At 45.6% G+C, this 22,882-nt stretch carries 19 protein-coding genes; 10 read left to right on the top strand and 9 right to left on the bottom strand.

Annotation, left to right across the window (positions count from 1 at the left end):
- Positions 1 to 59 precede the first annotated feature (59 nt).
- Both glnE and hldE read left to right on the top strand, forming a co-directional pair.
- Complete coding sequence (glnE, locus tag L4D09_RS10025; protein ID WP_428457366.1) at positions 60 to 2,936, top strand: bifunctional [glutamate--ammonia ligase]-adenylyl-L-tyrosine phosphorylase/[glutamate--ammonia-ligase] adenylyltransferase; 2,877 nt, start codon at positions 60 to 62, stop codon at positions 2,934 to 2,936.
- Positions 2,937 to 3,030: 94 nt separating this feature from the next.
- The gene (hldE, locus tag L4D09_RS10020) at positions 3,031 to 4,461 is read left to right on the top strand and encodes a bifunctional D-glycero-beta-D-manno-heptose-7-phosphate kinase/D-glycero-beta-D-manno-heptose 1-phosphate adenylyltransferase HldE (protein ID WP_428457365.1); all 1,431 of its coding nucleotides are present in this window, start codon (positions 3,031 to 3,033) and stop codon (positions 4,459 to 4,461) included.
- A 95-nt stretch (positions 4,462 to 4,556) separates the two neighbouring features.
- Here hldE and tolC read toward each other — a convergent pair whose 3' ends face one another.
- The gene (gene tolC / locus L4D09_RS10015) at positions 4,557 to 5,849 is read right to left on the bottom strand and encodes an outer membrane channel protein TolC (RefSeq protein WP_428457364.1); all 1,293 of its coding nucleotides are present in this window, start codon (positions 5,847 to 5,849) and stop codon (positions 4,557 to 4,559) included.
- A gap of 290 nt (positions 5,850 to 6,139) precedes the next feature.
- Here tolC and nudF point away from each other — a divergent pair, with 290 nt between their 5' ends.
- The 8 genes from nudF to idi all read left to right on the top strand — a co-directional run bounded on the left by nudF (position 6,140) and on the right by idi (position 14,574).
- The gene (nudF, locus tag L4D09_RS10010; RefSeq protein ID WP_428457363.1) at positions 6,140 to 6,778 is read left to right on the top strand and encodes an ADP-ribose diphosphatase; all 639 of its coding nucleotides are present in this window, start codon (positions 6,140 to 6,142) and stop codon (positions 6,776 to 6,778) included.
- Positions 6,779 to 6,804: 26 nt separating this feature from the next.
- On the top strand, positions 6,805 to 7,233 hold the full coding sequence (locus L4D09_RS10005; protein ID WP_428457362.1) for a DUF1249 family protein: 429 nt from the start codon (positions 6,805 to 6,807) through the stop codon (positions 7,231 to 7,233).
- Positions 7,234 to 7,262: 29 nt separating this feature from the next.
- Positions 7,263 to 8,087, top strand: coding sequence for a 3',5'-cyclic-AMP phosphodiesterase (gene cpdA / locus L4D09_RS10000; RefSeq protein WP_428457361.1), 825 nt, complete (start codon positions 7,263 to 7,265; stop codon positions 8,085 to 8,087).
- On the top strand, positions 8,088 to 8,666 hold the full coding sequence (gene yqiA / locus L4D09_RS09995) for an esterase YqiA (RefSeq protein WP_428457360.1): 579 nt from the start codon (positions 8,088 to 8,090) through the stop codon (positions 8,664 to 8,666).
- Positions 8,667 to 8,783: 117 nt separating this feature from the next.
- On the top strand, positions 8,784 to 10,667 hold the full coding sequence (gene parE / locus L4D09_RS09990; RefSeq protein WP_428457359.1) for a DNA topoisomerase IV subunit B: 1,884 nt from the start codon (positions 8,784 to 8,786) through the stop codon (positions 10,665 to 10,667).
- Positions 10,668 to 10,765: 98 nt separating this feature from the next.
- On the top strand, positions 10,766 to 13,030 hold the full coding sequence (gene parC, locus L4D09_RS09985; RefSeq protein WP_428457442.1) for a DNA topoisomerase IV subunit A: 2,265 nt from the start codon (positions 10,766 to 10,768) through the stop codon (positions 13,028 to 13,030).
- Between the two features lie 192 nt (positions 13,031 to 13,222).
- Positions 13,223 to 13,948 carry a 1-acylglycerol-3-phosphate O-acyltransferase gene (locus L4D09_RS09980; RefSeq protein WP_428457358.1) on the top strand — a complete coding sequence of 242 codons (726 nt, stop codon included), beginning with the start codon at positions 13,223 to 13,225 and terminating at the stop codon, positions 13,946 to 13,948.
- A 95-nt stretch (positions 13,949 to 14,043) separates the two neighbouring features.
- Positions 14,044 to 14,574 carry an isopentenyl-diphosphate Delta-isomerase gene (gene idi / locus L4D09_RS09975; RefSeq protein ID WP_428457357.1) on the top strand — a complete coding sequence of 177 codons (531 nt, stop codon included), beginning with the start codon at positions 14,044 to 14,046 and terminating at the stop codon, positions 14,572 to 14,574.
- A gap of 68 nt (positions 14,575 to 14,642) precedes the next feature.
- Here the strand turns inward: idi and L4D09_RS09970 are convergent, their stop codons facing one another.
- The 8 genes from L4D09_RS09970 to arcA form a co-directional block, all read right to left on the bottom strand.
- Complete coding sequence (locus L4D09_RS09970) at positions 14,643 to 15,029, bottom strand: enamine/imine deaminase (RefSeq protein WP_428457356.1); 387 nt, start codon at positions 15,027 to 15,029, stop codon at positions 14,643 to 14,645.
- Between the two features lie 110 nt (positions 15,030 to 15,139).
- Positions 15,140 to 15,619, bottom strand: a complete 480-nt coding sequence (locus tag L4D09_RS09965) for an arginine repressor (RefSeq protein ID WP_428457441.1) — start codon at positions 15,617 to 15,619, stop codon at positions 15,140 to 15,142.
- A 239-nt stretch (positions 15,620 to 15,858) separates the two neighbouring features.
- A complete protein-coding gene (locus tag L4D09_RS09960) occupies positions 15,859 to 16,848 on the bottom strand; it encodes a S1 family peptidase (protein WP_428457355.1) in 990 nt (329 codons plus the stop codon).
- 225 nt (positions 16,849 to 17,073) lie between these two features.
- Positions 17,074 to 17,538, bottom strand: a complete 465-nt coding sequence (gene pyrI / locus L4D09_RS09955; protein ID WP_428457354.1) for an aspartate carbamoyltransferase regulatory subunit — start codon at positions 17,536 to 17,538, stop codon at positions 17,074 to 17,076.
- A gap of 15 nt (positions 17,539 to 17,553) precedes the next feature.
- On the bottom strand, positions 17,554 to 18,483 hold the full coding sequence (gene pyrB / locus L4D09_RS09950; RefSeq protein ID WP_428457353.1) for an aspartate carbamoyltransferase: 930 nt from the start codon (positions 18,481 to 18,483) through the stop codon (positions 17,554 to 17,556).
- A gap of 467 nt (positions 18,484 to 18,950) precedes the next feature.
- Positions 18,951 to 19,961 carry an ornithine carbamoyltransferase gene (gene argF / locus L4D09_RS09945; RefSeq protein ID WP_428457352.1) on the bottom strand — a complete coding sequence of 337 codons (1,011 nt, stop codon included), beginning with the start codon at positions 19,959 to 19,961 and terminating at the stop codon, positions 18,951 to 18,953.
- Between the two features lie 134 nt (positions 19,962 to 20,095).
- On the bottom strand, positions 20,096 to 21,004 hold the full coding sequence (arcC, locus tag L4D09_RS09940; protein ID WP_428457351.1) for a carbamate kinase: 909 nt from the start codon (positions 21,002 to 21,004) through the stop codon (positions 20,096 to 20,098).
- A gap of 129 nt (positions 21,005 to 21,133) precedes the next feature.
- The gene (gene arcA / locus L4D09_RS09935) at positions 21,134 to 22,354 is read right to left on the bottom strand and encodes an arginine deiminase (RefSeq protein WP_428457350.1); all 1,221 of its coding nucleotides are present in this window, start codon (positions 22,352 to 22,354) and stop codon (positions 21,134 to 21,136) included.
- Between the last annotated feature and the right edge of the window lie 528 nt (positions 22,355 to 22,882).

Here is a 22,882-nt window from a genome sequence, read left to right as displayed (position 1 = left end):
TCTTGGACAGAACTCATAGGCAGGCTAAAGCCTGGTAGGAAATCGCAAAAGGAAGCACTATGACTCAACTCGACATCCTTCAATCTGCCGCTGATAAAGCATTTGAAAAAGTGGTTCACGCCCACCCAGAGGCATGTGCTGACTGGCCAAGTCATCAGCAGGAAGCACTCAAACAAGCATTAGGCCACAGCGACTTTATCACCACCGCGATTGTGCGTGATGCATCTTTACTTCCTTGGCTGGCTGAGCATTTGAGTGATGGGTCTCGTTGCGAAGCTTATCGTGAATCATTAGCCGAATTATTATCGGCGGCGACCGATGAGAACAGCTTGATGCGGATCTTACGGCGGTTTCGTCACCGGGAAATGGTATGGATCGCTTGGCGTGATTTTTCTGCACAGTTTCCGCTAGCTGAAAGCCTTGAACACCTTTCAATGCTGGCTGAAGCCATGATTATGGAAACCTATAACTGGTTGTATGCCCAAAGCTGTAAAGAGTGGGGGACGCCAACCAATGCAGAGGGTGTGCCACAACCTATGCTGATCCTTGGCATGGGAAAACTGGGTGGTGGCGAGCTGAACTTTTCTTCTGATATCGATCTTATCTTCACCTACCCCGAGAATGGCGAAACGCAAGGCGGTCGACGTAGTTTGGCTAATGCTCAGTTTTTCACACGGCTAGGGCAGCGCTTGATTAAAGCGCTGGATCAGCCGACCTTTGATGGCTTTTGCTACCGGGTAGATATGCGGCTGCGACCATTTGGTGATAGTGGCCCATTAGTCATGAGCTATGCGGCGTTGGAGGATTATTATCAAGAGCAAGGGCGAGACTGGGAACGCTACGCGATGATTAAAGCGCGGGTTATGGGACGCGAAAGTTTCACCCAGTACCAAGAGCTTCGCCAAATGCTGCGACCGTTTGTTTTTCGTCGTTATATTGATTTCAGTGCAGTTCAGGCATTGCGACGAATGAAGTCGATGATCAGCAGTGAGGTTCGACGTCGAGGGTTGACGAATAACATCAAGTTAGGCCCTGGCGGGATCCGCGAGGTTGAGTTTATTGCCCAATCTTTCCAGCTGATCCGTGGTGGGCGTACCCCGAATCTAAGAGGGCGAGGGCTTTTAGAGACCCTAGAGGCCATTAGAGAGCAAAGCCTACTTCCTGGTAATCAAGTTGATGCATTAGAGCAAGGCTACTGCTTCTTGCGTCGGCTGGAGAATTTACTTCAGGCTATTGATGATAAGCAAACCCAAACATTGCCTGATAAGCCATTAGATCAATGTCGCTTAGCGTCGGCAATGGGTTATGGAAGCTGGGCTGACTTACTGGCTGCCACCACTCAACAAATGGCAGCCATTCATGCTGTGTTTGATGACATTATTGGGGTTGAGGAAGATGAGCAATCGAGCGAGGTTGCTCCTCAGTATCATGAAATTTGGGCGATGGTAAAAGACCCAGATGTCGTGCTGGCTGTGTTACAAGAATTAGCGGCTGAAGATGCCGAGCGGCAAGTTGAATTACTTGGCAACATGAAGGCTGAATTATTAAAACGGACGCTTGGCCCTCGGGGACGTGAAGTCTTAGCGAAGTTGATGCCGGAAGTGCTCGCGTTGATTGTTCCCCGTGAAGACGCAGCCCTAGTACTTGAACGAGTCAGTAAGCTCATTGTTAAAATCGCAACGCGTACGACCTACCTTGAGCTATTAAGCGAACACCCTGCCGCCCTAGAGCAGCTGATCCGCCTGTGTGCGGCAAGCCCAATGGTTGCAGCACAGCTTGCACAGTATCCCATTTTGCTTGATGAGTTACTTGATCCTCAACACCTTTATAACCCGACCCCACTGCAAAGTTATGGTGATGAACTACGAGAATTTCTCGCGCGTATTCCAGAAGAAGATATGGAACAGCAAATGGAAGCAATTCGCCAGTTTAAGCAAACGCAGCTATTGCGTATAGCAGCGGCAGATATTGCGGGAGCTCTGCCACTAATGGCGGTGAGTGATCACCTTACCTACCTCTCGGAAGCGATTGTGGCGGCGGTGGTCAATCAGGCGTGGCTACAAATGGTCGAGAAGTTTGGCGAGCCAGCGCATTTACTCGAACGAGGAAGCAAAGGCTTTGGCGTGCTTGGCTATGGCAAGGTAGGGGGCTGGGAGCTGGGTTATGGTTCCGATTTAGACTTAGTTTTTCTTCATGACTGCCCCGATAATATTAATACCAATGGTCGAAAAGAAATTGATGGGCGCCAGTTCTATTTACGTCTTGCCCAGCGCATCGTTCACCTGTTCTCAACGCGGACGGCATCAGGGGTGTTATATGAGGTTGATGTTCGTCTTCGTCCATCTGGTGCTTCTGGCTTATTAGTCAGTACAGTCGAAGCATTTGCAGACTATCAGCAACAAGAAGCGTGGACTTGGGAGCATCAAGCCTTAGTTAGGGCACGTATGATCTATGGCGATCAACCGTTGCATCAGGCTTTCTCCCAAATACGTCAACAGATATTGATGCTACCGAGAGATCCGGAAAAGCTGAAAGTTGAGGTTGTTGAGATGCGGCATAAAATGCGTGAGCATCTAGGCAGTAAAAAAGCAGGTATGTTTGGTTTGAAGCAAGATAAAGGGGGAATTACTGATATTGAATTTCTTGCTCAATATCTAGTATTGAACCATGCCAATAGTGAACTAGCGCTAACCCGCTGGTCTGATAATGTGCGTTTGTTTGATAGCATGGCTGAATATAGCATTCTTGATCAACAACAAGCGGCTATGCTGAAGCAATCTTATTGTGCCATGCGCAATGAAATCCATCGTTTGAATTTGCTAGGGCACTCAGCGTATGTTGCTGAGTCACTGTTTGTTGAAGAGCGAGAAGCCGTGAAGGCCATTTGGCAGCATTTATTTGAAGCTTCAAACAATTCATCCAGCGAACGAAATTGACCTATTGATAGGGTTAGTATTTCCATTGCGATTAATGCATGGTGAGTTGGCTTTATGTTAATATTTGGCAGTTATCACAACCCCGGAGAAAAAAATGAAACTGACGCTTCCTGATTATGATCAAGCAGGTGTGCTGGTGGTTGGCGATGTTATGTTAGATCGCTATTGGTATGGACCTACAGGTCGTATTTCACCTGAAGCTCCGGTACCAGTGGTAAAGGTCGATCAGATTGAAGAGCGCCCTGGTGGTGCAGCCAACGTTGCAATGAACATTGCAGCACTAGGTGGGCATGCGCGCTTAATCGGTTTAACTGGGATGGATGAGCCAGCTAAAGCCCTAACCGAAAAACTCAGCTCGTTAGATGTTCGCTGTGATTTTGTGCCTTTAGCTAATTATCCAACCATCACTAAATTGCGTGTAATGAGCCGTGGACAGCAGTTGATCCGTTTAGATTTTGAAGAAGGTTTTCACGATGTTGATGCCGATTTAATCCTGCCACGTATTGAACAGTCTATTGGCCAAGCGAAAGCCGTTATCTTATCTGATTACGGTAAAGGCGCACTTGAGCATGTTCAAGCAATGATCCAATTGGCTCGTAAAGCTGGTATGCCAGTGATGGTTGACCCTAAAGGGGCAGACTTTGAACGTTACCGTGGTGCTACGTTGTTAACGCCAAACCTGTCAGAGTTTGAAGCCGTTGTCGGTAAGAGCAATTCTGATGAAGAGTTGGTTGAGAAAGGTTTAGCCCTTATTGAGCGGTGTGATTTTGAAGCCTTGTTGGTGACGCGAAGCGAGCATGGTATGACCTTACTGCAAAAAGGCCAGCCTCCTCTGCATATGCCGACGTTAGCGAAAGAAGTTTACGATGTGACTGGGGCGGGCGATACGGTTATTTCAGTACTCGCAGCGTCTTTTGCTGCAGGTAAATCACTGGCCGATGCTTGCAAGTTAGCAAATGCAGCTGCGGGTGTTGTCGTGGGTAAGCTGGGTACATCGACACTTTCCACCATTGAGTTGACGGATGCCATTCACGGTAGCCAAGACAGCGGCTATGGGGTGATTGGCGAAGCGCAGCTTAAGCAAGCGGTAAAGTCGGCGCGTGCTCGTGGTGAGAAAGTGGTTATGACCAATGGCTGTTTCGATATTCTGCATGCAGGTCATGTCGCGTATTTGAACGAAGCTGCCAAGTTGGGTGACCGTTTGATTGTTGCAGTGAATTCTGACAGCTCGGTACAGACCTTGAAGGGGCCTGGTCGTCCAGTAAACCCGGAAGATCGCCGAATGGCTGTCTTAGCCGGTTTGGGCGCTGTTGATTGGGTGGTACCATTTACGGAAGAAACGCCACAACGCTTGATCAGTGAAATATTACCGACGTTGTTGGTTAAAGGCGGTGATTACAAGCCTGAAGAGATCGCAGGTGGTCAAGAAGTCGTTGCTGCTGGTGGTGAAGTACGCGTTCTTAATTTTGAAGACGGTTGCTCAACCACTGAAATTATTGATGCGATCAGAGGTGGTCGAGGGTAGCCTCTCACCTTGTTATAACGTGAAAAGCGGATACAAAAAAGCGCCATTGAGATGGCGCTTTTTTTCGTTCTTTTACGAGTAGCAAAGCGATGTAATTACTTCGCTTGTCTTAGACCTGCATTTACATCAATGACGTCTTGTTCATTCAATGAACCGACAGCTTGTTTAAGCTGAAGTTGGCTAATGATGTAATCGTAGCGCGCGTTTGCGAGCTGACGGTTGGCATCATATAGACGGCGTGTTGCATCTAATACATCAACAATGGTACGTGTACCCACATCAAAACCAGCTTCTGTTGCTTCAAGTGCTGATTGTGCTGAAACAACCGACTGCTGGTAAGCACGTAGTGCACCAATAGAAGCGTTAATATTGTTGTAGAACGCACGTACATCTTTTACAACACTGCGGTATGAGCCTTCCAAGTCTTCACTTGCAGAAACATACGAGAATTGTGCCTGTTTCACTTCAGACGTTGTACGGCCACCGGTATAAACCGGTAACGAAAGGTTGATACCCGCATTCAGCGTACCATCATCACGGCTATTAATGTTTTTCTCATCATAGTTGTAACCCGCGTTGAAAGACAACGTTGGCAAGTGACCAGATTCAGCAAGGGTGATTTGATCACGAGCAATATCTTGAGAAATACGCGATGTTAGTAAGCTTAAGTTTTCGCTTTCAGCATCTTTCACTAAATCCAGTACACGGGCTCTTGGTGCGCTTGCAGCAAAGCGGTTCGTGTCAAGAATGTGCAGATCAGTATGCTCTTGACCGGTGATTTCACGCAGTCCTTCGTAGCTATTGATTAATGAGTTTTCAGCAAGGATCTCATCGGCCAATACGCTATCGTACTGAGCTTGTGCATCGTGTACATCAGTAATTGCGGATAGCCCGACTTCGAAACGTTGCTTCGTTTGCTCTAGCTGACGGCCAACCGCGGCTTTTTCTGCTCGCACGAATTCAAGGCTGTCCATTGCACGCAGCACTGCAAAGTATGCATCAGATACACGTAAAATAAGCGCTTGCTGGGTTGCAGCATAAGCCGCATCACTTTGGCGAGCTTGTTTTTCACTGATGTCTAGGCTAATCCAGCTTGAACGATTATAAATCGACTGGTCTAGCGTCAGGCCGCCGTTAAAGCCATCATCACTGTCTTTACCATCAAGGAAAGCAGTGTTGTAACCAGCGGTTAGGTTAATTTGTGGTAGCAATGCACTTCGAGTCGAATTAATCGCTTCAAAAGCGGCATCTTTATCAGCAGCTGAGCGCAACAGCTGCGGGTCATTTTGTTTGGCTTGTTGGTATATTTCGGCTAAATCATCAGCCAGTGCTAACTGGCTGAAGCCGCCAAGCGCAACGCTAACAATAAGCGGAAGCAATTTTTTCATGAATGCCTTTCCTGGTCCTGACAAAAAACGAGCAAGACATCAGTGTACCTGATGTTTACTTGCCTGAAACTGATCATTTTTCAGTTTTACTTTATTTTACGCGGTTTACTGCTTTATATGTGATTGTAATCTATTCAAGTTAAAAAAAGGACTTAAATAAAATCACAATTTTTGTCATAAATGTTGAATTAAATCATTGATGGTGGGCATTATGAATGAAAAAATACAATGTGTAGCTTATTGAGTTCTCAGTCATTAGGTGAGCAATAGTAATTCAAAGGGAAGTTGGAATGAAAAATCACTCCTCGAAGGACAGTGAATTAACGTCATTTACTCGCAATGACATCGAAGTGCTGTCCACCGAATCGCTCTATCAAGGTTATTTTAGCATGGTGAAATACCGTTTTCGCCATCGTTTATTTGCTGGTGGATGGAGTCAGCCCATTGAACGTGAGCTATTTGAACGCGGTCATGCTGCGGCCTTATTGCCTTATGATCCCGTCACTGATTGTGTTGTTATTGTCGAACAGTTTCGTGTTGGTGCGATGGCCGCAGATTGTACGCCTTGGCAGTTAGAAATTGTCGCAGGGATCATCGAAGAAGGTGAAAGCTCTCAAGATGTGGTGTGCCGAGAAGTGGTTGAGGAAGCTGGGGTAACGGTGACTCAAGTTGAAAAAATCACAAGTTACTTATCAAGCTCTGGTGGTTGCTCGGAGACATTAGATATTTTTATTGGCCGTGTTGATAGTACGCTAGCCCAGGGTATTCATGGCTTGCCAGAAGAAGGTGAAGATATCCGTGTACACGTTGTACCAAGAATGGTCGCTTATCAGTGGGTAGAATCTGGTAAAATTGAAAATGCGGCTTCAATCATTGCGCTACAATGGTTGCAACTAAACTATATACGGCTACAGGCTGAAGCTGGATAAAATTACCCACTGATAAAGGATGCCGATTGAATAGACGATACTCCGTTGATTTTGCTGGTATCATGCGTCTTTATGAGACGAACTATGCGAAGCTGCTCCCATTACTGCCAAAAAACGATCAGGTGGGAGATAGGTGTGTTTATTGTGTCTTTGACCATGAATACCATTTGACCGTCATTGAGTCGACCCGCTATACCACAGTGATCGAACTGTGCTTATTGGGGGATGACGCGTTGCCAGATTACATGGTACCCCGTTTAAAAGTAAGGCTTTATCATGATGCTAGGGTCGCAGAAGTGTGCTCAGCTCAGCAGATTTCACGGCTTAAGCCAAGGTATGATTACCCGAATTTGCGAATGCACCAGAAAGACGAAAAGCACCAAGTAAATCGCTTTTTAGGTGACTGGTTGGCATATTGCTTAAAAAATGGGATCAGTAGACAGTCGGTTTGTTAACAGTATAGATAGACAAGGTTTTTGACGTTTTGCAGAACTACACTCTGCCACAGGCGAACCCCGATAGCGTGGTTCTACTTCAAATTACCGACACCCACCTATTTGCCGATGAATGCGGTAGCTTGTTGGGGGTCGCGACGAAAGACAGCTTTAATGCCGTATTAGATGCGGTAGATGCTTCTGTGCGCCCGTTTGATGCCATTGTGGCAACGGGGGACATCTCTCAAGATCATACAGAAACCTCTTATCAGCGTTTCTGCGATGGTATTGCGCGTTGGCCACAGCCTTGCTTCTGGTTGCCTGGCAACCATGATTACCAACCAAGTATGCAGGCTGTATTGCCTTCCCCGCAGATCAAACCTTGTCATCAAGTATTGGCGGGTGAGCATTGGCAAGTTATCTTACTCGATAGCCAGGTTAAAGGGGTGCCGCATGGTGAGCTTAGTATGCAGCAGTTGGCGATGCTCGATCAGGCGTTGTCAGCTTACCCTGAGCGCCACGCATTAATTTTATTGCATCATCACCCTCTACCTGCGGGTAGCACTTGGCTGGATCAGCATCAGTTACACAATGCTGAAGCATTTTGGCAAGTTGTCGATAAATACCCGCAAGTTCAGGCGGTATTATGTGGACATATCCACCAAGAGCTTGATCGGACGTTTCATGGTGTACGAGTGTTGGCAACTCCTTCAACCTGTATTCAATTCCAGCCAGACTCCCATGACTTTGCGTTAGATCGCCAAAACCCAGGATGGCGAATGCTGGAGCTAACGGCAGACGGGCAACTGAATACGCAGGTTTATCGCATTGACGGCAATGATTTTATTCCCAAATTCGACTCATCAGGTTATTAAATGAAGCCTTTACTGTTGTACATTCATGGTTTCAATAGCTCGCCAAATTCACTTAAAGCACAGCTAATGGCTGAATATTGTCGCCATGAGCGAGCAGATATTCGGGTTGAAATCCCTCAGATGCCAAATTATCCTGCAGAAGCGGTCGCTTTTATAGAGGCGTATGTACAGCAGTTTGTCGGGGAGTATCAAATAGGGCTGGTGGGAAGTTCGCTAGGCGGCTATATTTCTACTTGGCTCAATGAGCAGTTTCAGCTTCCGGCGGTATTGGTTAACCCAGCAGTAAAGCCGTATGAGTTGTTGCAAGATTACCTTGGTGAACAGCAAAACCCATACACTGGTGAACGCTATTGGTTAGAGCCAAAGCATATAGAAGAGCTTCGACAAATTGATGTCGCTTCTATTCCCCGTCCAGAGCAATTTTGGTTACTGCAACAAGAAGGTGACGAAGTGCTCGATTACCGACAGGCCGTCGATAAGTACGCAGCCTGCCGACAAACGGTTGAGCCAGAAGGCGATCACAGTTTTGTTGGATTTGAACGCTATCCTGCTGACATCATTAAATTCTTAGGGCTATAAGCCTTAACATTGATCAAACTCGACTCACAATTGTGGGTCTCATCATCGGCCCCTGCTTGACAACCGAGCTGGGGTTACTGACTATTGTGGCAAAAATTTCCGTAAATTTCCGTAACTATGACAGAGCAAAGCTATAACGCTGGAGCCATTGAGGTTCTAAATGGCCTTGAGCCAGTCCGCCGCCGTCCGGGTATGTATACCGATACGGCAAGGCCCAATCACCTTGGTCAGGAAGTTATCGATAACAGTGTCGATGAAGCTTTGGCTGGCCATGCCCGAAAAGTGGAGGTCATTCTCCATGCCGATCAATCGCTAGAGGTTATCGATGATGGCCGAGGCATGCCCGTCGATATCCACCCGGAAGAAGGGGTATCTGGTGTCGAACTGATCCTTTGTAAGCTTCATGCCGGTGGTAAATTCTCGGGTAAAAACTATCAGTTTTCCGGTGGTTTGCACGGGGTGGGGATTTCAGTCGTCAACGCCCTTTCTAAACGTGTTGAAGTCACGGTTAAACGTGATGGCCAAGTGTATCAAATCGCCTTCGAGAATGGTGATAAGGTTTCTGAGCTTGAAGTGATTGGAACGTGTGGGCGTCGTGCCAAAGGGACGAGTGTTCACTTTTGGCCTGATGTTTCATATTTCGATAGCCCTAAATTCTCTGTTACTCGACTTAAAAGCAACCTTAAAGCGAAAGCGGTACTGTGCCCTGGCCTGGAAATTGTTTTTACTGACAAAGGCACAGATGAAACCGTACGCTGGTGTTATGAAGATGGTTTAAAAGACTACCTAGCGGAAGGCGTTAAAGGGTATACCTTACTGCCGGAAGAACCGTTTACGGGGGTCTTCAGTGGTCAATCAGAAGCGGCTGACTGGGCGTTACTCTGGTTGCCAGAAGGCGGTGAATTAGTCACTGAAAGCTATGTTAACCTGATCCCAACGGCTCAGGGCGGTACGCACGTTAATGGTTTACGCCAAGGTTTGTTGGATGCCATGCGTGAATTCTGTGAGTTCCGTAATCTACTCCCGCGTGGTGTAAAACTAACCGCAGATGATATTTGGGAGCGCTGTGCCTACGTACTCTCAGTGAAAATACAAGATCCTCAGTTTGCGGGTCAGACCAAAGAGCGCTTGTCATCACGTCAATGTGCGGCATTCGTTTCTGGAGTGGTAAAAGATGCCTTCAGCTTGTGGCTGAATGAACGTCCACAGCTCGCTGAGCAACTCGCCGAAGTGTGTATTGCGAATGCACACCGACGTATGCGTGCCAGTAAAAAAGTGGTCCGTAAGAAAATTGCGTCAGGACCAGCACTACCTGGTAAGTTAGCCGATTGTTCACAGCAAGATCTTTCTCGCACCGAACTGTTCTTAGTGGAAGGTGACTCGGCGGGTGGTTCTGCTAAGCAGGCTCGTGATCGCGTATTCCAAGCTATCATGCCGCTACGTGGTAAAATCTTGAATACGTGGGAAGTGTCGGCAGATCAAGTGCTTGCTTCTCAAGAAGTCCACGATATTTCTGTCGCTCTCGGGATCGATCCTGATAGCGATGATTTAAGTGGCTTACGCTACGGTAAAATCTGTGTTCTTGCCGATGCTGACTCCGATGGTCTCCATATTGCGACCTTGTTATGTGCGCTTTTTGTTAAACACTTCGAGTCGTTAGTACGCGCTGGGCATGTCTATATTGCGATGCCACCCTTGTATCGTATCGACTTGGGAAAAGAAGTTTTCTATGCACTTGATGATGCTGAAAAAGATGGCATTTTAGATCGCCTAAGTGGCAAACGTGGCAAGGTGAACGTACAGCGATTTAAAGGTCTGGGTGAAATGAACCCACTACAGTTGCGCGAAACCACCATGGATCCCAATACTCGTCGCTTGGTGCAGTTAACCATTGATGATGATGAGCAGACTAATGAAATGATGGATATGCTTCTGGGCAAAAAACGTGCAGAAGATCGTCGCCATTGGCTGCAAGAGAAAGGTGATATGGCGGAAGTATAACGCCATTTAATACCGCCTTGCGGTGCCCCATAATGATTTAATGAGCAGGTTGGCAAGGTGCCAGCTTGTTGCAAAAAGACTTAACGGAATACCCGACGATGACTGATGTCTCAATCGATGGCGTAGAGCAGCTTCCTCTAAGGAAGTTTACCGAAGACGCTTATCTGAATTATTCCATGTACGTAATCATGGATCGTGCTTTGCCGTTTATTGGTGATGGCCTTAAACCTGTACAGCGACGTATTATTTACGCCATGTCTGAGCTGGGTTTGTCGGCGACAGCAAAATACAAAAAATCAGCCCGTACCGTGGGTGATGTGCTGGGTAAATATCACCCGCATGGTGACTCAGCTTGTTATGAAGCCATGGTATTAATGGCTCAGCCCTTTTCATACCGTTACCCGTTGGTTGATGGTCAGGGGAACTGGGGGGCACCCGATGACCCGAAATCATTCGCTGCGATGCGTTATACCGAATCGCGTTTGTCGCGTTTTTCTGAGGTGCTACTGGCAGAGCTAGGCCAGGGTACAGTGGATTGGGGGGATAACTTTGACGGCACAATGAAAGAGCCGAAAATGTTACCTGCGCGTTTGCCGCATATTCTATTGAATGGCATAACGGGTATTGCGGTTGGTATGGCCACAGACATTCCGCCGCACAATGCCCGTGAAGTCGCCCATGCTGCAGTCCATATGATCGATAATCCGAAAACGGAACTCGATGATGTGATGGAGTTTGTCAAAGGCCCCGATTATCCGACTGAAGCAGAAATCATTACCTCGAAAGACGACCTGAAAAAGGTGTACCGGACGGGTCGTGGTAGCATTAAAATGCGCGCAATTTGGCATAAAGAAAGCAGTGATATCGTGATCACTGCGTTGCCACATCAGGTGTCTGGCTCGAAGTTACTTGAGCAAATCGCCAACCAGATGCGTGCGAAAAAACTGCCAATGGTCGATGATTTACGTGATGAATCTGATCACGAAAATCCAACTCGTATCGTGATTGTGCCGCGTTCAAACCGCATTGATTGCGAACAGCTGATGAACCACCTGTTTGCATCAACAGATTTGGAAAAGAGTTTCCGCGTCAACCTGAATATGCTGGGGCTTGATAATCGCCCGCAAGTTAAAGGCTTGGTTCAAATCATCTCTGAGTGGCTTGAGTTCCGTCGTACGACAGTTCGTCGTCGTCTTCAATACCGCCTTGATAAGGTCATTGCCCGTCTTCATATCCTTGAAGGTTTATTGGCTGCGTATCTCAATATTGATGAAGTCATCGAAATTATTCGTAATGAGGATGACCCTAAAGCCGAGTTAATGTCACGTTTTGACTTAAGTGTCATTCAGGCCGATGCCATCCTTGAAATTAAACTGCGCCAGTTAGCTAAATTGGAAGAGTTTAAGATCCGTGGCGAGCAAGATGAACTTTCCAAAGAGCGTGATTATCTTGAAAAGCTATTAGGCTCAGAACGTCGCCTGAATACATTGATCAAGAAAGAAATCTTGGCTGATGCCGAGAAGTATGGTGATGACCGTCGTTCACCACTGGTTGAGCGTGAAGAAGCCAAAGCATTAACGGAACGCGACTTGATCCCAAGTGAAGCTATTACTGTTGTGCTCTCGGAGAAAGGTTGGATCCGTCATGCTAAAGGGCATGAGGTCGATCCAAGTACGCTAAATTACAAATCGGGTGATAGCTTCTTGGCGCATGCTCGAGGCAAGAGCAATCAGCCTGCCATTTTCCTTGGCAGTGATGGGCGTAGTTATGCGCTTGAGTCACATACCTTGCCTTCAGCTCGAAGCCAAGGAGAGCCGATTACAGGCCGCTTGAATCTAACCCCTGGAACTCAAATGTGTCAGGTCATGATGTCTGAGGACGAGCAGCTTTGGTTGATGGGGTCTGATGCGGGTTATGGCTTTATCTGTAAAGGTTCAGATATGGTCTCTAAGAACAAGAATGGTAAAGCGTTGCTGACGGTGCCTGAAAGCGCGGAAGTGATGCCGCCACAGCCAATCTTGGACATTAATAATGATGATATTTTGGCTATCACGAATGAAGGGCGTATGTTGTTGTTCCCGATTAAAGACCTGCCTCAACTAGGGAAAGGTAAGGGTAACAAGATCATCAATATTCCAGCAGCTCGTTCAAAATCGCGAGAAGAGTTTTTGTCTCAGCTCGTGGTGTTACCGCATGGCAGTACGCTAACGCTTCATGCTGGCAAGCGGAAGCTTGGTTTGAAGCCTTCAGATCTTGAGAACTTCCGTGGTGAACGAGGACGCAGAGGCAGCATGCTGCCTCGAGGTTTACAGCGAGTCACGCGGATGGAAATCGATATTCCTGATGATGCGGTGAGTGAATAACCGACGTTACTGAATGAAGCCCTCCAATCGGAGGGCTTTTTTGAGCGGGCAGCACAGTGATACCGCGAAAATAAGTGCATAGCGAGGGGGGGGAAGTGAAGCGATGTTAGTCGTCTAATTTCTACACATAAAAGGTGTTTTTTCTTCCAGCCTAAGTATACTAGCGAACACTTGTACGCTGAGGGAAATCTAATGTTATTTGTACTACGCATGATCGCTGTAGCAGCGTTTGCTGTTGTCATGTTTATTTTTGGTTGTGGTTACTGCTTACTAAGCCCACGTAACCCTAAAAATGTTCATACTGTTGGTCGCCACTTTAGTAAGATGGCGCGCATTTTTGGCATAAAATTAGACATTCGTTTTCCTGAGAACCCAGAGCAATATGGGCCGAGTGTATATATTGCTAACCACCAAAATAATTATGATTTATTTACGGTTTCTGGTGCGATCATGCCGCGAACAGTGACTGTTGGTAAAAAAAGCCTGTTATGGATGCCTTTATTTGGTCAGCTGTACTGGTTAACGGGTAATATTTTGATTGACCGTGCAAACCGTAGTAAAGCGGCTGGTACCATTGGTCAGGTTGTTGAAAAAATCAAACAACGTAAGGTCTCTATTTGGATGTTCCCAGAAGGCACTCGCTCTCGTGGCCGTGGCTTATTGCCATTTAAAACGGGCGCATTTCATGCCGCAATTGGTGCAGAAGTACCTGTTGTGCCGATTGTGTGTAGCACAACGGAACATGTGAACCTGAATCGCTGGGATAACGGCGTTGTAATTGTTGAGATACTCGCGCCTATTTCAACCGAAGGGTTGACCAAAGAAGATGTACGCGAGCTTTCAAAGCAGTCTCGTGGCGTGATGGAAAATAAGCTTCAGGAGCTTAATGCAGAAGCAGCACAGCGTTCGGCGAGCTAGAATTATAACATTGGCCGTGATGCTAGCATTATGGCTGAAAAAGTGTATAAGGACATGCATTAGCGTGTCCTTTTTATTTGTGTAGAAATAAAAGAATGATTAACGAACAAGTTATTTTAGTCGATCCGCAGGGCAAGGAGCTGGGCGAAAAAGAAAAAATGCAAGCGCACCGGGATGGTGATTTACATTTAGCGTTCTCTGTACTGATCTATCGCCAGAATGCGGGTCAGCGAGAATACTTGATGCAGCAGCGAGCATTGGGAAAATACCATAGCGGCGGTCTGTGGACCAATTCGTGCTGCTCTCATCCGCGTAAAGGCGAGACGATGGAGCAGGCTGGTATTCGTCGTTTACAGGAAGAAATGGGCGTTGTTGATATAACCCAGCTTGAGGATATTGCCAATTTTCTCTACCGCGCTGAGTTAGATAACCACTTAATTGAGCACGAGTTAGATCATATCTTAGTGCATCAGGTAAGTGAGCTCGCCATTGATCCTAATCCAGAAGAGGTGATGGCATATCGCTGGTGGCCGAGTAACGATTTAAAACAATCGGTGGAACAATCCCCAGAGTTATTTACCGCATGGTTCCCTCAAGTGTTGAGCGAAACGGAAGCGCACCGCTGAGAAATGATCAGATCATAAAAATAAAAAAAGCTGCCAGTGGCAGCTTTTTTTATTTTATCTGAATGAAGCTATTTGCGTACTGCAATCGCTTCAATTTCGATTTTTACATCTTTTGGTAGACGTGCAACTTCAACACAAGAGCGAGCAGGGTAAGGTGCATTGTGCTCATCGAAAAATTTGCCGTAAACATCATTTACTGTCGCAAAATCGTTAAGATCTTTTACGAAAACGGTCATTTTAACGATGTCAGACACTTTTAGGCCAGAAGATTCAACAACGGCCTTCACGTTCTCCAGTGACTGGCGTGCTTGTTCTGCAATGTCTTCAGACACTTCACCAGTTTGTGGGTTTACAGGGATCTGGCCAGAAGTCAGAACCATGTTACCGAGGTCAACACCTTGGACATATGGACCGATAGCGGCAGGTGCCTGCTCTGTGTGTAGTACTTGAGTCATTGAATGTCCTTACTTTATCATTATTAAGAGAGCGATAGTTTGCAGTCCTCTCGCACTGAGGTCAAAGGATTTCCATCCTTCGAACTTGATATCACCAACGTTTTTTATCTTTATGCCGGGACACCAAGTCGAGCTTTAACGACCTGCTCACATTGCTCAATGCGTAAAATGTCCTTTGGGGCAATCATTACAGTATCGTTCCCGCCAACGGTGCCGAGGATCTCTGCATGTGGCTGTATATCAATAAGACGTGCCACTAGCTGCGCGCTACCGGGGTGTGTTTTAACCACAACCACTAGCTGATTATGGGTAATAAACTCGATTTGTGAAGCAATAGATGAACCGACTTGAACGGGCTCATTTTCAACGGTTAGACAATACACTTTCTTGCCGTAGGCATTAGGTACTTTAGCGACACCCAAGCGTGAAAGCAGGCGTGAGACTGTAGACTGACTTACATCTTCAAACCCCATATCAATTAATCGGGCTCGAATGTCATCTTGGGTCGTAAAACTCTGTTGCTGTAATAGTCGCTTGCAGGCTGTTGTAATGCTTTCTTCTGGGCAAAAAGCATCCATCGCTCCGTGCATATTGGATCCAATCACGGGCAACTCCTTGTTATTTATTGGCACTTTAGATCGTATCTGTTTGAGTATCAGCCTTACGCAATTGTCTTTTTATGGTTATTGACTTGTATATGCGTGTATTAAAGCTGACAGTGATTACAAGACATAATGATTTAGTTGCATAATCTTGCCTAAGCATCATATCAACAATGCAACAATGTTTTCTTGACCCCAATCACCAAAATATAATGCCAACTTTTTGCTTAATACAAGGAATTATATCCGGACTTATTCAGTAAATTTCGCTGATTTTGCTTGTCGCTTGATTGGGTGGTGACAGCTGCTGTGTCACTTTCTTCGTTGGCACTTTTATTCGCTGATTGCGGTGACAGAAAAGTCGATCTTAAGGGGGTGCGATAATTGACCAGTGGGGAAGAGGCTGCAGGTGCTAAGTTGTTTTGGTTAGAAACGGGGGTAAAAGTACTTCCTCCTTGTTCATTACTGTTAGCTGCATGGTTAGCAAGGATAGTGTTTTGTTGATCGGGACGGTTAAGATTAGCGACATACTCTGACACTTGGATATTAGCCAGATCTTTACTGGCCGATTGTGTGGAAACACCGAGCGCATTGAGCCAGTCAAAAATAAGGGTTGAGGGGACAAACTGACTGTATCGCTCCGCTGGGCGCAGATTACGAAGATCTTCAGGGTTATGCACGATAGCGACAGTGATCCCTGCTATTTCACCTTGTTGGTTAAATACCGGGCCGCCACTCATTCCCGACATCACAGGGGCATCACTGAGTGAGTATAAGCAATTAGTATTGGTATCAATGACATCCTGTAGGTATTTCCCTTTTCCTTTGATCTTGTTGCCGAGTACGGAGTGTCCGTGATGAGAAACGTCTTGGTCAGGGTAGATCAGTCCCCACTTTGGTACATTGTCTGACGGGCGTTTGACTAAAGAGAGATCACATACAGGATGGTGGATGACATCCAAATCCCAAGAGACTTGGGCAACATGTTTGGCGGTCAGCATATACTCTTTACTCACAGGTACCGCGGAGCCAAAACCCCCAATCAACATGGGTACACCAATGACAACCATTTTATTGGCGCTGTGATTTGAAGCAGAGCTGACAACCCCATTGCTGGATATACACCCCGACAGGTAAAAAGACAGGAAAGCGAGGGTAAGTGAGAGTTTTAATACATGCCAACAACCTGAGTATGGAGCGCGCGCAATTAACTTCATGCCAACGACCTTTTTATTATGTGCAGCTGACGTTTATTTTTTTGATTTTAATCGCTGCTATTTTTGATGTTCTTCAAAGGTAGTGGGCAGAGGCGGGCGTTGTTCGCTCTAGAAGTGAGAATAAAAAAGCCGACTCACGGGTGAGTCGGCATTCTTATTTGCAGACCAAAAAAGACAGGGTTTGAGACAGCTTTATGACTTGCTGTCACCTGCGTTTTCTAGGTGTTAGTTGTTTTCGGTAACGATTTCGCGAGAGAAAACCTTCTCGCAGTATTTACATTTCAGCTGTACATCTTCTTTCTTCGTGATGACTTTGAAGCTACTGTCAACGGGCTCGCCATGAGAAATACAGTTGGTGTTTGGACACTTGAAGATCGCACTGATTTGCTCTGGCAGTGATAGGCTGAGCTTTTTCACTACTTCGTAGTTTTCAATTTGGTTCACTGTTGCTTTCGGTGCATACAAGGCAAGCTGATTTGCTTGGTCTTCGGTGAGGAAGATATTTTCAATCTTAATCAGATCTTTAGCGCCTTGCGCTGATGATGGTAGGTTTAAGCCAACCGTTACACGCTGATTTGTTTTATGCAATTTAAACAGCTTAAGTACCTTGATCCCAACATTTGCAGGGATGTGGTCAATAACAGAACCATTTTTGATTGCTTCAACCTGTAGCTGTGTTTCTTTAGTCATTGTTATCTCTCCTGCTTAAAGTGCTTCGTTTAGTACTAGTGCCAATAGTGCTTCGCGAGCATATACGCCATTCTCAGCCTGCTGGAAGTAGTAAGCATGTTTTGTTTTATCAACATCGATGGTGATTTCATCAACACGCGGTAGTGGGTGCAATATTTTCAGGTTATCACGTGCTTCGTTTAGCATGTCTGCCGTTAAGATATAGGCTGCTTTCATATGTGCGTATTCAGATTCATCGAAACGCTCTTTCTGAACTCGCGTCATGTACAGGATATCCAGCTCAGGAATAACCTCTTCCATGGTTGCGTGAAGGCTATAGTTGATACCTGCTTCATCCAATTCTTCGCAGATGTAATCTGGCATCGCTAGAATTTCAGGTGCAATGAAGAAGAAATTGATGTTGTTGAATTTCGATAACGCTTGAGTCAAAGAGTGAACGGTACGGCCATATTTTAGATCACCGACAAAAGCGACATTCAAGTTGTCTAAGCTACCTTGTGTTTCATAGATAGAAAACAGATCAAGCAGGGTTTGCGTTGGGTGCTGATTTGCACCGTCACCACCATTAATCACTGGCACGTTATGTGAGAATTCAGAAGCTAAGCGAGCCGCTCCCTCTTGAGGGTGACGCATTACAAAGGCATCAACATAAGATGAGATGACTTGTACAGAGTCAGACAGTGTTTCACCTTTTTTGGCCAGTGATGTGTTACCACCGTTGTCAAAACCAATAACAGTGCCACCTAGGCGCTGAATTGCGGTTTCAAACGATAGGCGCGTACGGGTTGAAGGCTCAAAAAAGCAGCTTGCAATAACCTTGTTTTTTAACAATTCAGGGTTTGGCTCAGCTTTTAATGTGCTTGCAGTTTCAACGACCAGTTCAAGCTCTTTACGGCTAAGTTCTGGGATGGAAATGATGTGCTTTTGAAACAGCGAATTCGGCATGGCTTCTATTCCCTTAATATCTCAATGATGAACGTAATGTAGCAGCTGCATTCTTACAGCCAAAAAAAAGCCCCCTTAAAAAAGGAGGCTCTTTTTACAAAAAATAAAAAAAGAGAAAAACGGCACCATCGCCGAGTATCGGCGGTATTGCATCAGGTAAGACATCACTGACTGGCGCATTTTTTATCTCTCTTTAGACAAATTGCGAAGGATTATACCCCCATTTTCACAGAGAGCAAGCGTTTGCGCAAAGTATTCATTTTGCGGAAGTTTATGCACTTTGAAGGGGAAAATTCGGGTAAGAAGAAAGCTGTGTAACCATGTGATTTATTTGATAGTTGTTAAAACACAGTATGAGTTACTTGCTCAATCTAGGCATAAAAATACCGGCTTAAAAAGCCGGTATGCATACGAAGAGATAATGCCTATTTTGTGCTAACGATAGGCACTAAACCCAAGAGAGTCGATTATTGACCTAGAGTTGCCACCATGATTGCCTTGATGGTGTGCATGCGGTTTTCTGCTTCGTCGAATACGATAGAATGCTTAGATTCAATCACTTCGTCAGTGACTTCTACGCCATCTTTTAGCACTGGGTATTCTTGTGCTAGTTCTTTACCGACAATAGTATCTTCGCCATGGAATGCAGGTAGGCAGTGCATGAATTTCACATGCGGGTTGCCTGTTGCTTTTAGCATGTCCATGTTCACTTGGTAAGGTAGCATTAGGTTAATACGCTCTGCCCATGCTTCTTTCGCTTCACCCATTGATACCCAAACATCGGTGTATAGGAAATCACAACCTTGAACGCCTTCTTGTACGTCTTCAGTCATCGTGATTTTGGCACCAGTTTCTTCTGCAATTACACGGCACTGTGCCACAAGCTCTTCTTCAGGCCAGAATGCTTTTGGTGCAACTAAGCGGATGTCCATGCCCATTTTAGCAGCGCCAACCATTAGTGAGTTACCCATGTTGTTGCGGGCATCACCTAGGTAAGCGAATGTCATTTCATGTAGCTGCTTGCCACGGCCATGTTCTTGCATTGTAAGGAAGTCAGCAAGGATCTGTGTTGGGTGGAACTCATCTGTTAGACCATTCCATACTGGTACACCAGCATGTGCGCCTAGCTCTTCTACGATTTCCTGGCCAAAGCCACGGTACTCGATACCATCGTACATACGACCTAGTACACGAGCTGTGTCTTTCATTGATTCTTTATGACCGATTTGAGAACCAGATGGGCCCAAGTAAGTCACTTTAGCGCCTTGGTCGAATGCTGCTACTTCAAATGCACAGCGAGTACGAGTTGATGACTTTTCAAAGATCAACGCGATGTTTTTGCCTGTTAGACGAGGCTGCTCGTAACCGTTGTATTTTGCTTTTTTTAGCTCAGCAGATAAATCCAACATATGTTGAATTTCACGTGGTGTGAAGTCTAGAAGTTTTAGGAAGTTACGGTTACGTAGGTTAAAAGCCATGATGTTATCCTCTCTGAATCGGTATCTCTCTGTCTGGCCGAGGCGAGATTATTCGATTTATCGCGACAGCCAGCTGGGTTTTTATATGTATTTTTTAACGTATTATTGATGAGTTGTGAATAACTATTCTATTACTATGCAATAATATTTGTTCCGGCATCACCTTTTAGAATGGCTAAGCCATCTTCAAGTGCTCCAATTCCGACTAATTTGCCGCCTTTTTTGATGAATTCGCATGAGGCATCAATCTTTGGTCCCATAGAACCCGCATCAAAGGCATATTGAGACAGTTCGCGTGGCGTAGTGCTGCGAAGTGCCTTTTGTGTTGGTGTGCCCCAATCGAGGTATACGGCGTCAGCATCGGTTAGGATCAGTAATGCATCAGCGTTAAGTTGTTGTGCCAAATAGGCTGCTGACATGTCTTTGTCGATAACAGCTTCGACACCAATCAATTTGCCGTTCTCTTTTTTCACGGGTATGCCGCCACCACCGGTGCAGATCACTAAATGCTCTTGTTTGATCAGGGTGTTAATGGCATCACTTTCGACAATACCTGTTGGCAGCGGGCTTGGTACGACGCGGCGGAAGTACTGGCCATCTGGCTTTACTGTCCAGTGGTATTTTTCTGCCATTTCACGCGCTTCAGCTTCTTCATAGACCGGGCCAATAGGTTTCGTCGGATCGGCAAAAGCAGGATCGTTAGGATCAACTGTCATCTGGGTTAGCATGCAAGACACGTCTTGTTCTGGCAGCAGGTTTTTCAATTCTTGCATTAGCATGTAACCAATCATGCCTTGCGTTTCTGAGCCTAATACGTCTAATGGGTATGGGTTTACTTTTTTATATTCCAGCCCTTGTAGCGCTAATAAGCCCACTTGCGGGCCGTTACCGTGAACCAGCACCACATTGTATGCTTTACCAATAGCAGCAATTGTTTGTGCAGCCTTGGCGATGTTTTGACGCTGGGTTTCCGCTTCTAGTGGTTCACCTCGGCGAAGTAGGGCGTTACCCCCTAATGCAACTACAACAGTTTGCTTAGTCATACGATCGTCTCTCTTGGTTTTATTCTCAGTCTTATTATTTATTTGGCTTAAGCCATTAGATTCTGAGATATTTTTCTGTTGTGTGGCCGGCTGTTAGACCGGCCATTATTAGATCTTTTATCTGGGTGATTAGATACCGTCACGTTCGATTGGGCAGCTCATGCAGCGAGCGCCACCACGACCACGACCAAGTTCATCGCCAGGGATAGGGAGAACCGTGATACCCGCCTTGTCGTATTTTTCATTTGTGTAGGTGTTACGTTCGTAACCAATAACCACACCAGGTTTAACCGTTAATACGTTGTTGGCGTCATTCCACTGCTCACGTTCTGCTTCGAAGCTGTCACCGCCAGTTGTGATCAGGTTTAGTTGGTCAAGTCCGAGTGCTTTTTCAATAGCAGTAACGAAGTAACCTTCTTCTTTCACATTTACCGCGCCAGATTTGTCACCTGTTAGGCTCCAGCACTGAACATCTTTACGGACGACTTCAGGGTAAACCGAGAAAGTGTCTTCACGCATGTGAGTCATTACGGTGTCTAAGTGCATGCAAGAGCGGTGCTTAGGTAACTGCATCGCAATCACTTGCTTCGCTTCACCGTGCTTGAATAGGCTAGAAGCAAGTTGTTCAACACCCTGTGGTGTTGTGCGCTCTGACATGCCAATTAAGACTGCGCCTTTGCCGATAACCAGTACATCGCCGCCTTCAATGGTTGAGTTGTCGTAAATCTTTTCTTCGTCACCAAAGTACTTAACGAAATCTTGGCCTGCGAAGGTTGGGTGCCAGCGGTAAATAGCGCGAACATGATTAGTTTCACGTTGGCGAGCCGCTTTTGCCATTGGGTTGATTGAAACCCCGCCATACACCCAGCATGAGGTATCGCGAGTAAATAGGTGGTTTGGTAATGGTTCAATAATGAAATCTGTAGGCTCGTGTATGCCTTGCATCATAGAAGACGATTGAACCGGTAATTCCGCATAGCTTAGGCCACCTAAAAGAATAGAAGACAGCTCTTTGTGTGGTAGATCTGCCAAGAAGCAGCGAACATCATTTGCAAATGCTTTGCCTAAGCGGTAGTCAGATACCTGGGTGTTTAACAGCCAATCTTTTGCTTCAGGTACTGCAAGCGTATCAGCCAGTAGGTCGCCAAGTAGTAATACTTCAACGCCTTGCTCACGTAAGGTGTTGGCAAACACATCATGCTCTTCACCTGCGCGTTCTACGGCTAACACATCATCGAATAATAACTCGTGACAGTTCGATGGCGTTAGGTGAGTTAGAGCTCTCTCCGGACGGTGAACAAGAACGCGGCGTAGTTGGCCTATTTCAGAACCTACATAGAACTTACTCATGATCGTATCTCTCTTTATTTTATTGCCATATTTTTGGCTTTATTTGTTTATCGCGAAGTTGATGTTTTTTATTTCTTCGCTTTCGTATCTGGTATTTATTTTACCCTTTGGTATCTGAGAGTCTTAGAGTTTCATCACATTTTCATTATTATCACCGCAACCTAAGAATTGGATTTAATTAACATTTTTAATTCATTTTATGCTGCTTTATATGTATGGGTTTTTATGTGCCCCATTTGACTTTTAAGTGCATCTTTTGGTTTATATTGTTGTTTTTTATTGGGTTGTATGTTGGTTGAGAAAGTTTATGCATATTGCACTCTGTTGCGGAAATGTTTGTTTTTCAATCTTATGCATTAAAAGTGTTTGTCTATATAGAATAAATGGAAATGTTATTGTGTTAGTAACAAATATTTTTCCTTTTTATTTGAAGTTGATTTTTTTTGGAGGTTTGTTTTTTAGATATATAAGGTGGGGTAGACGTTGGTTATTATTTTTAAATAGACGCTATTAATGTCCAATTTATAG

It is taken from the genome of Photobacterium makurazakiensis (assembly GCF_050336715.1).
Taxonomy (GTDB): domain Bacteria; phylum Pseudomonadota; class Gammaproteobacteria; order Enterobacterales; family Vibrionaceae; genus Photobacterium; species Photobacterium makurazakiensis.
This window is presented reverse-complemented; position numbering and strand designations above follow the sequence as displayed.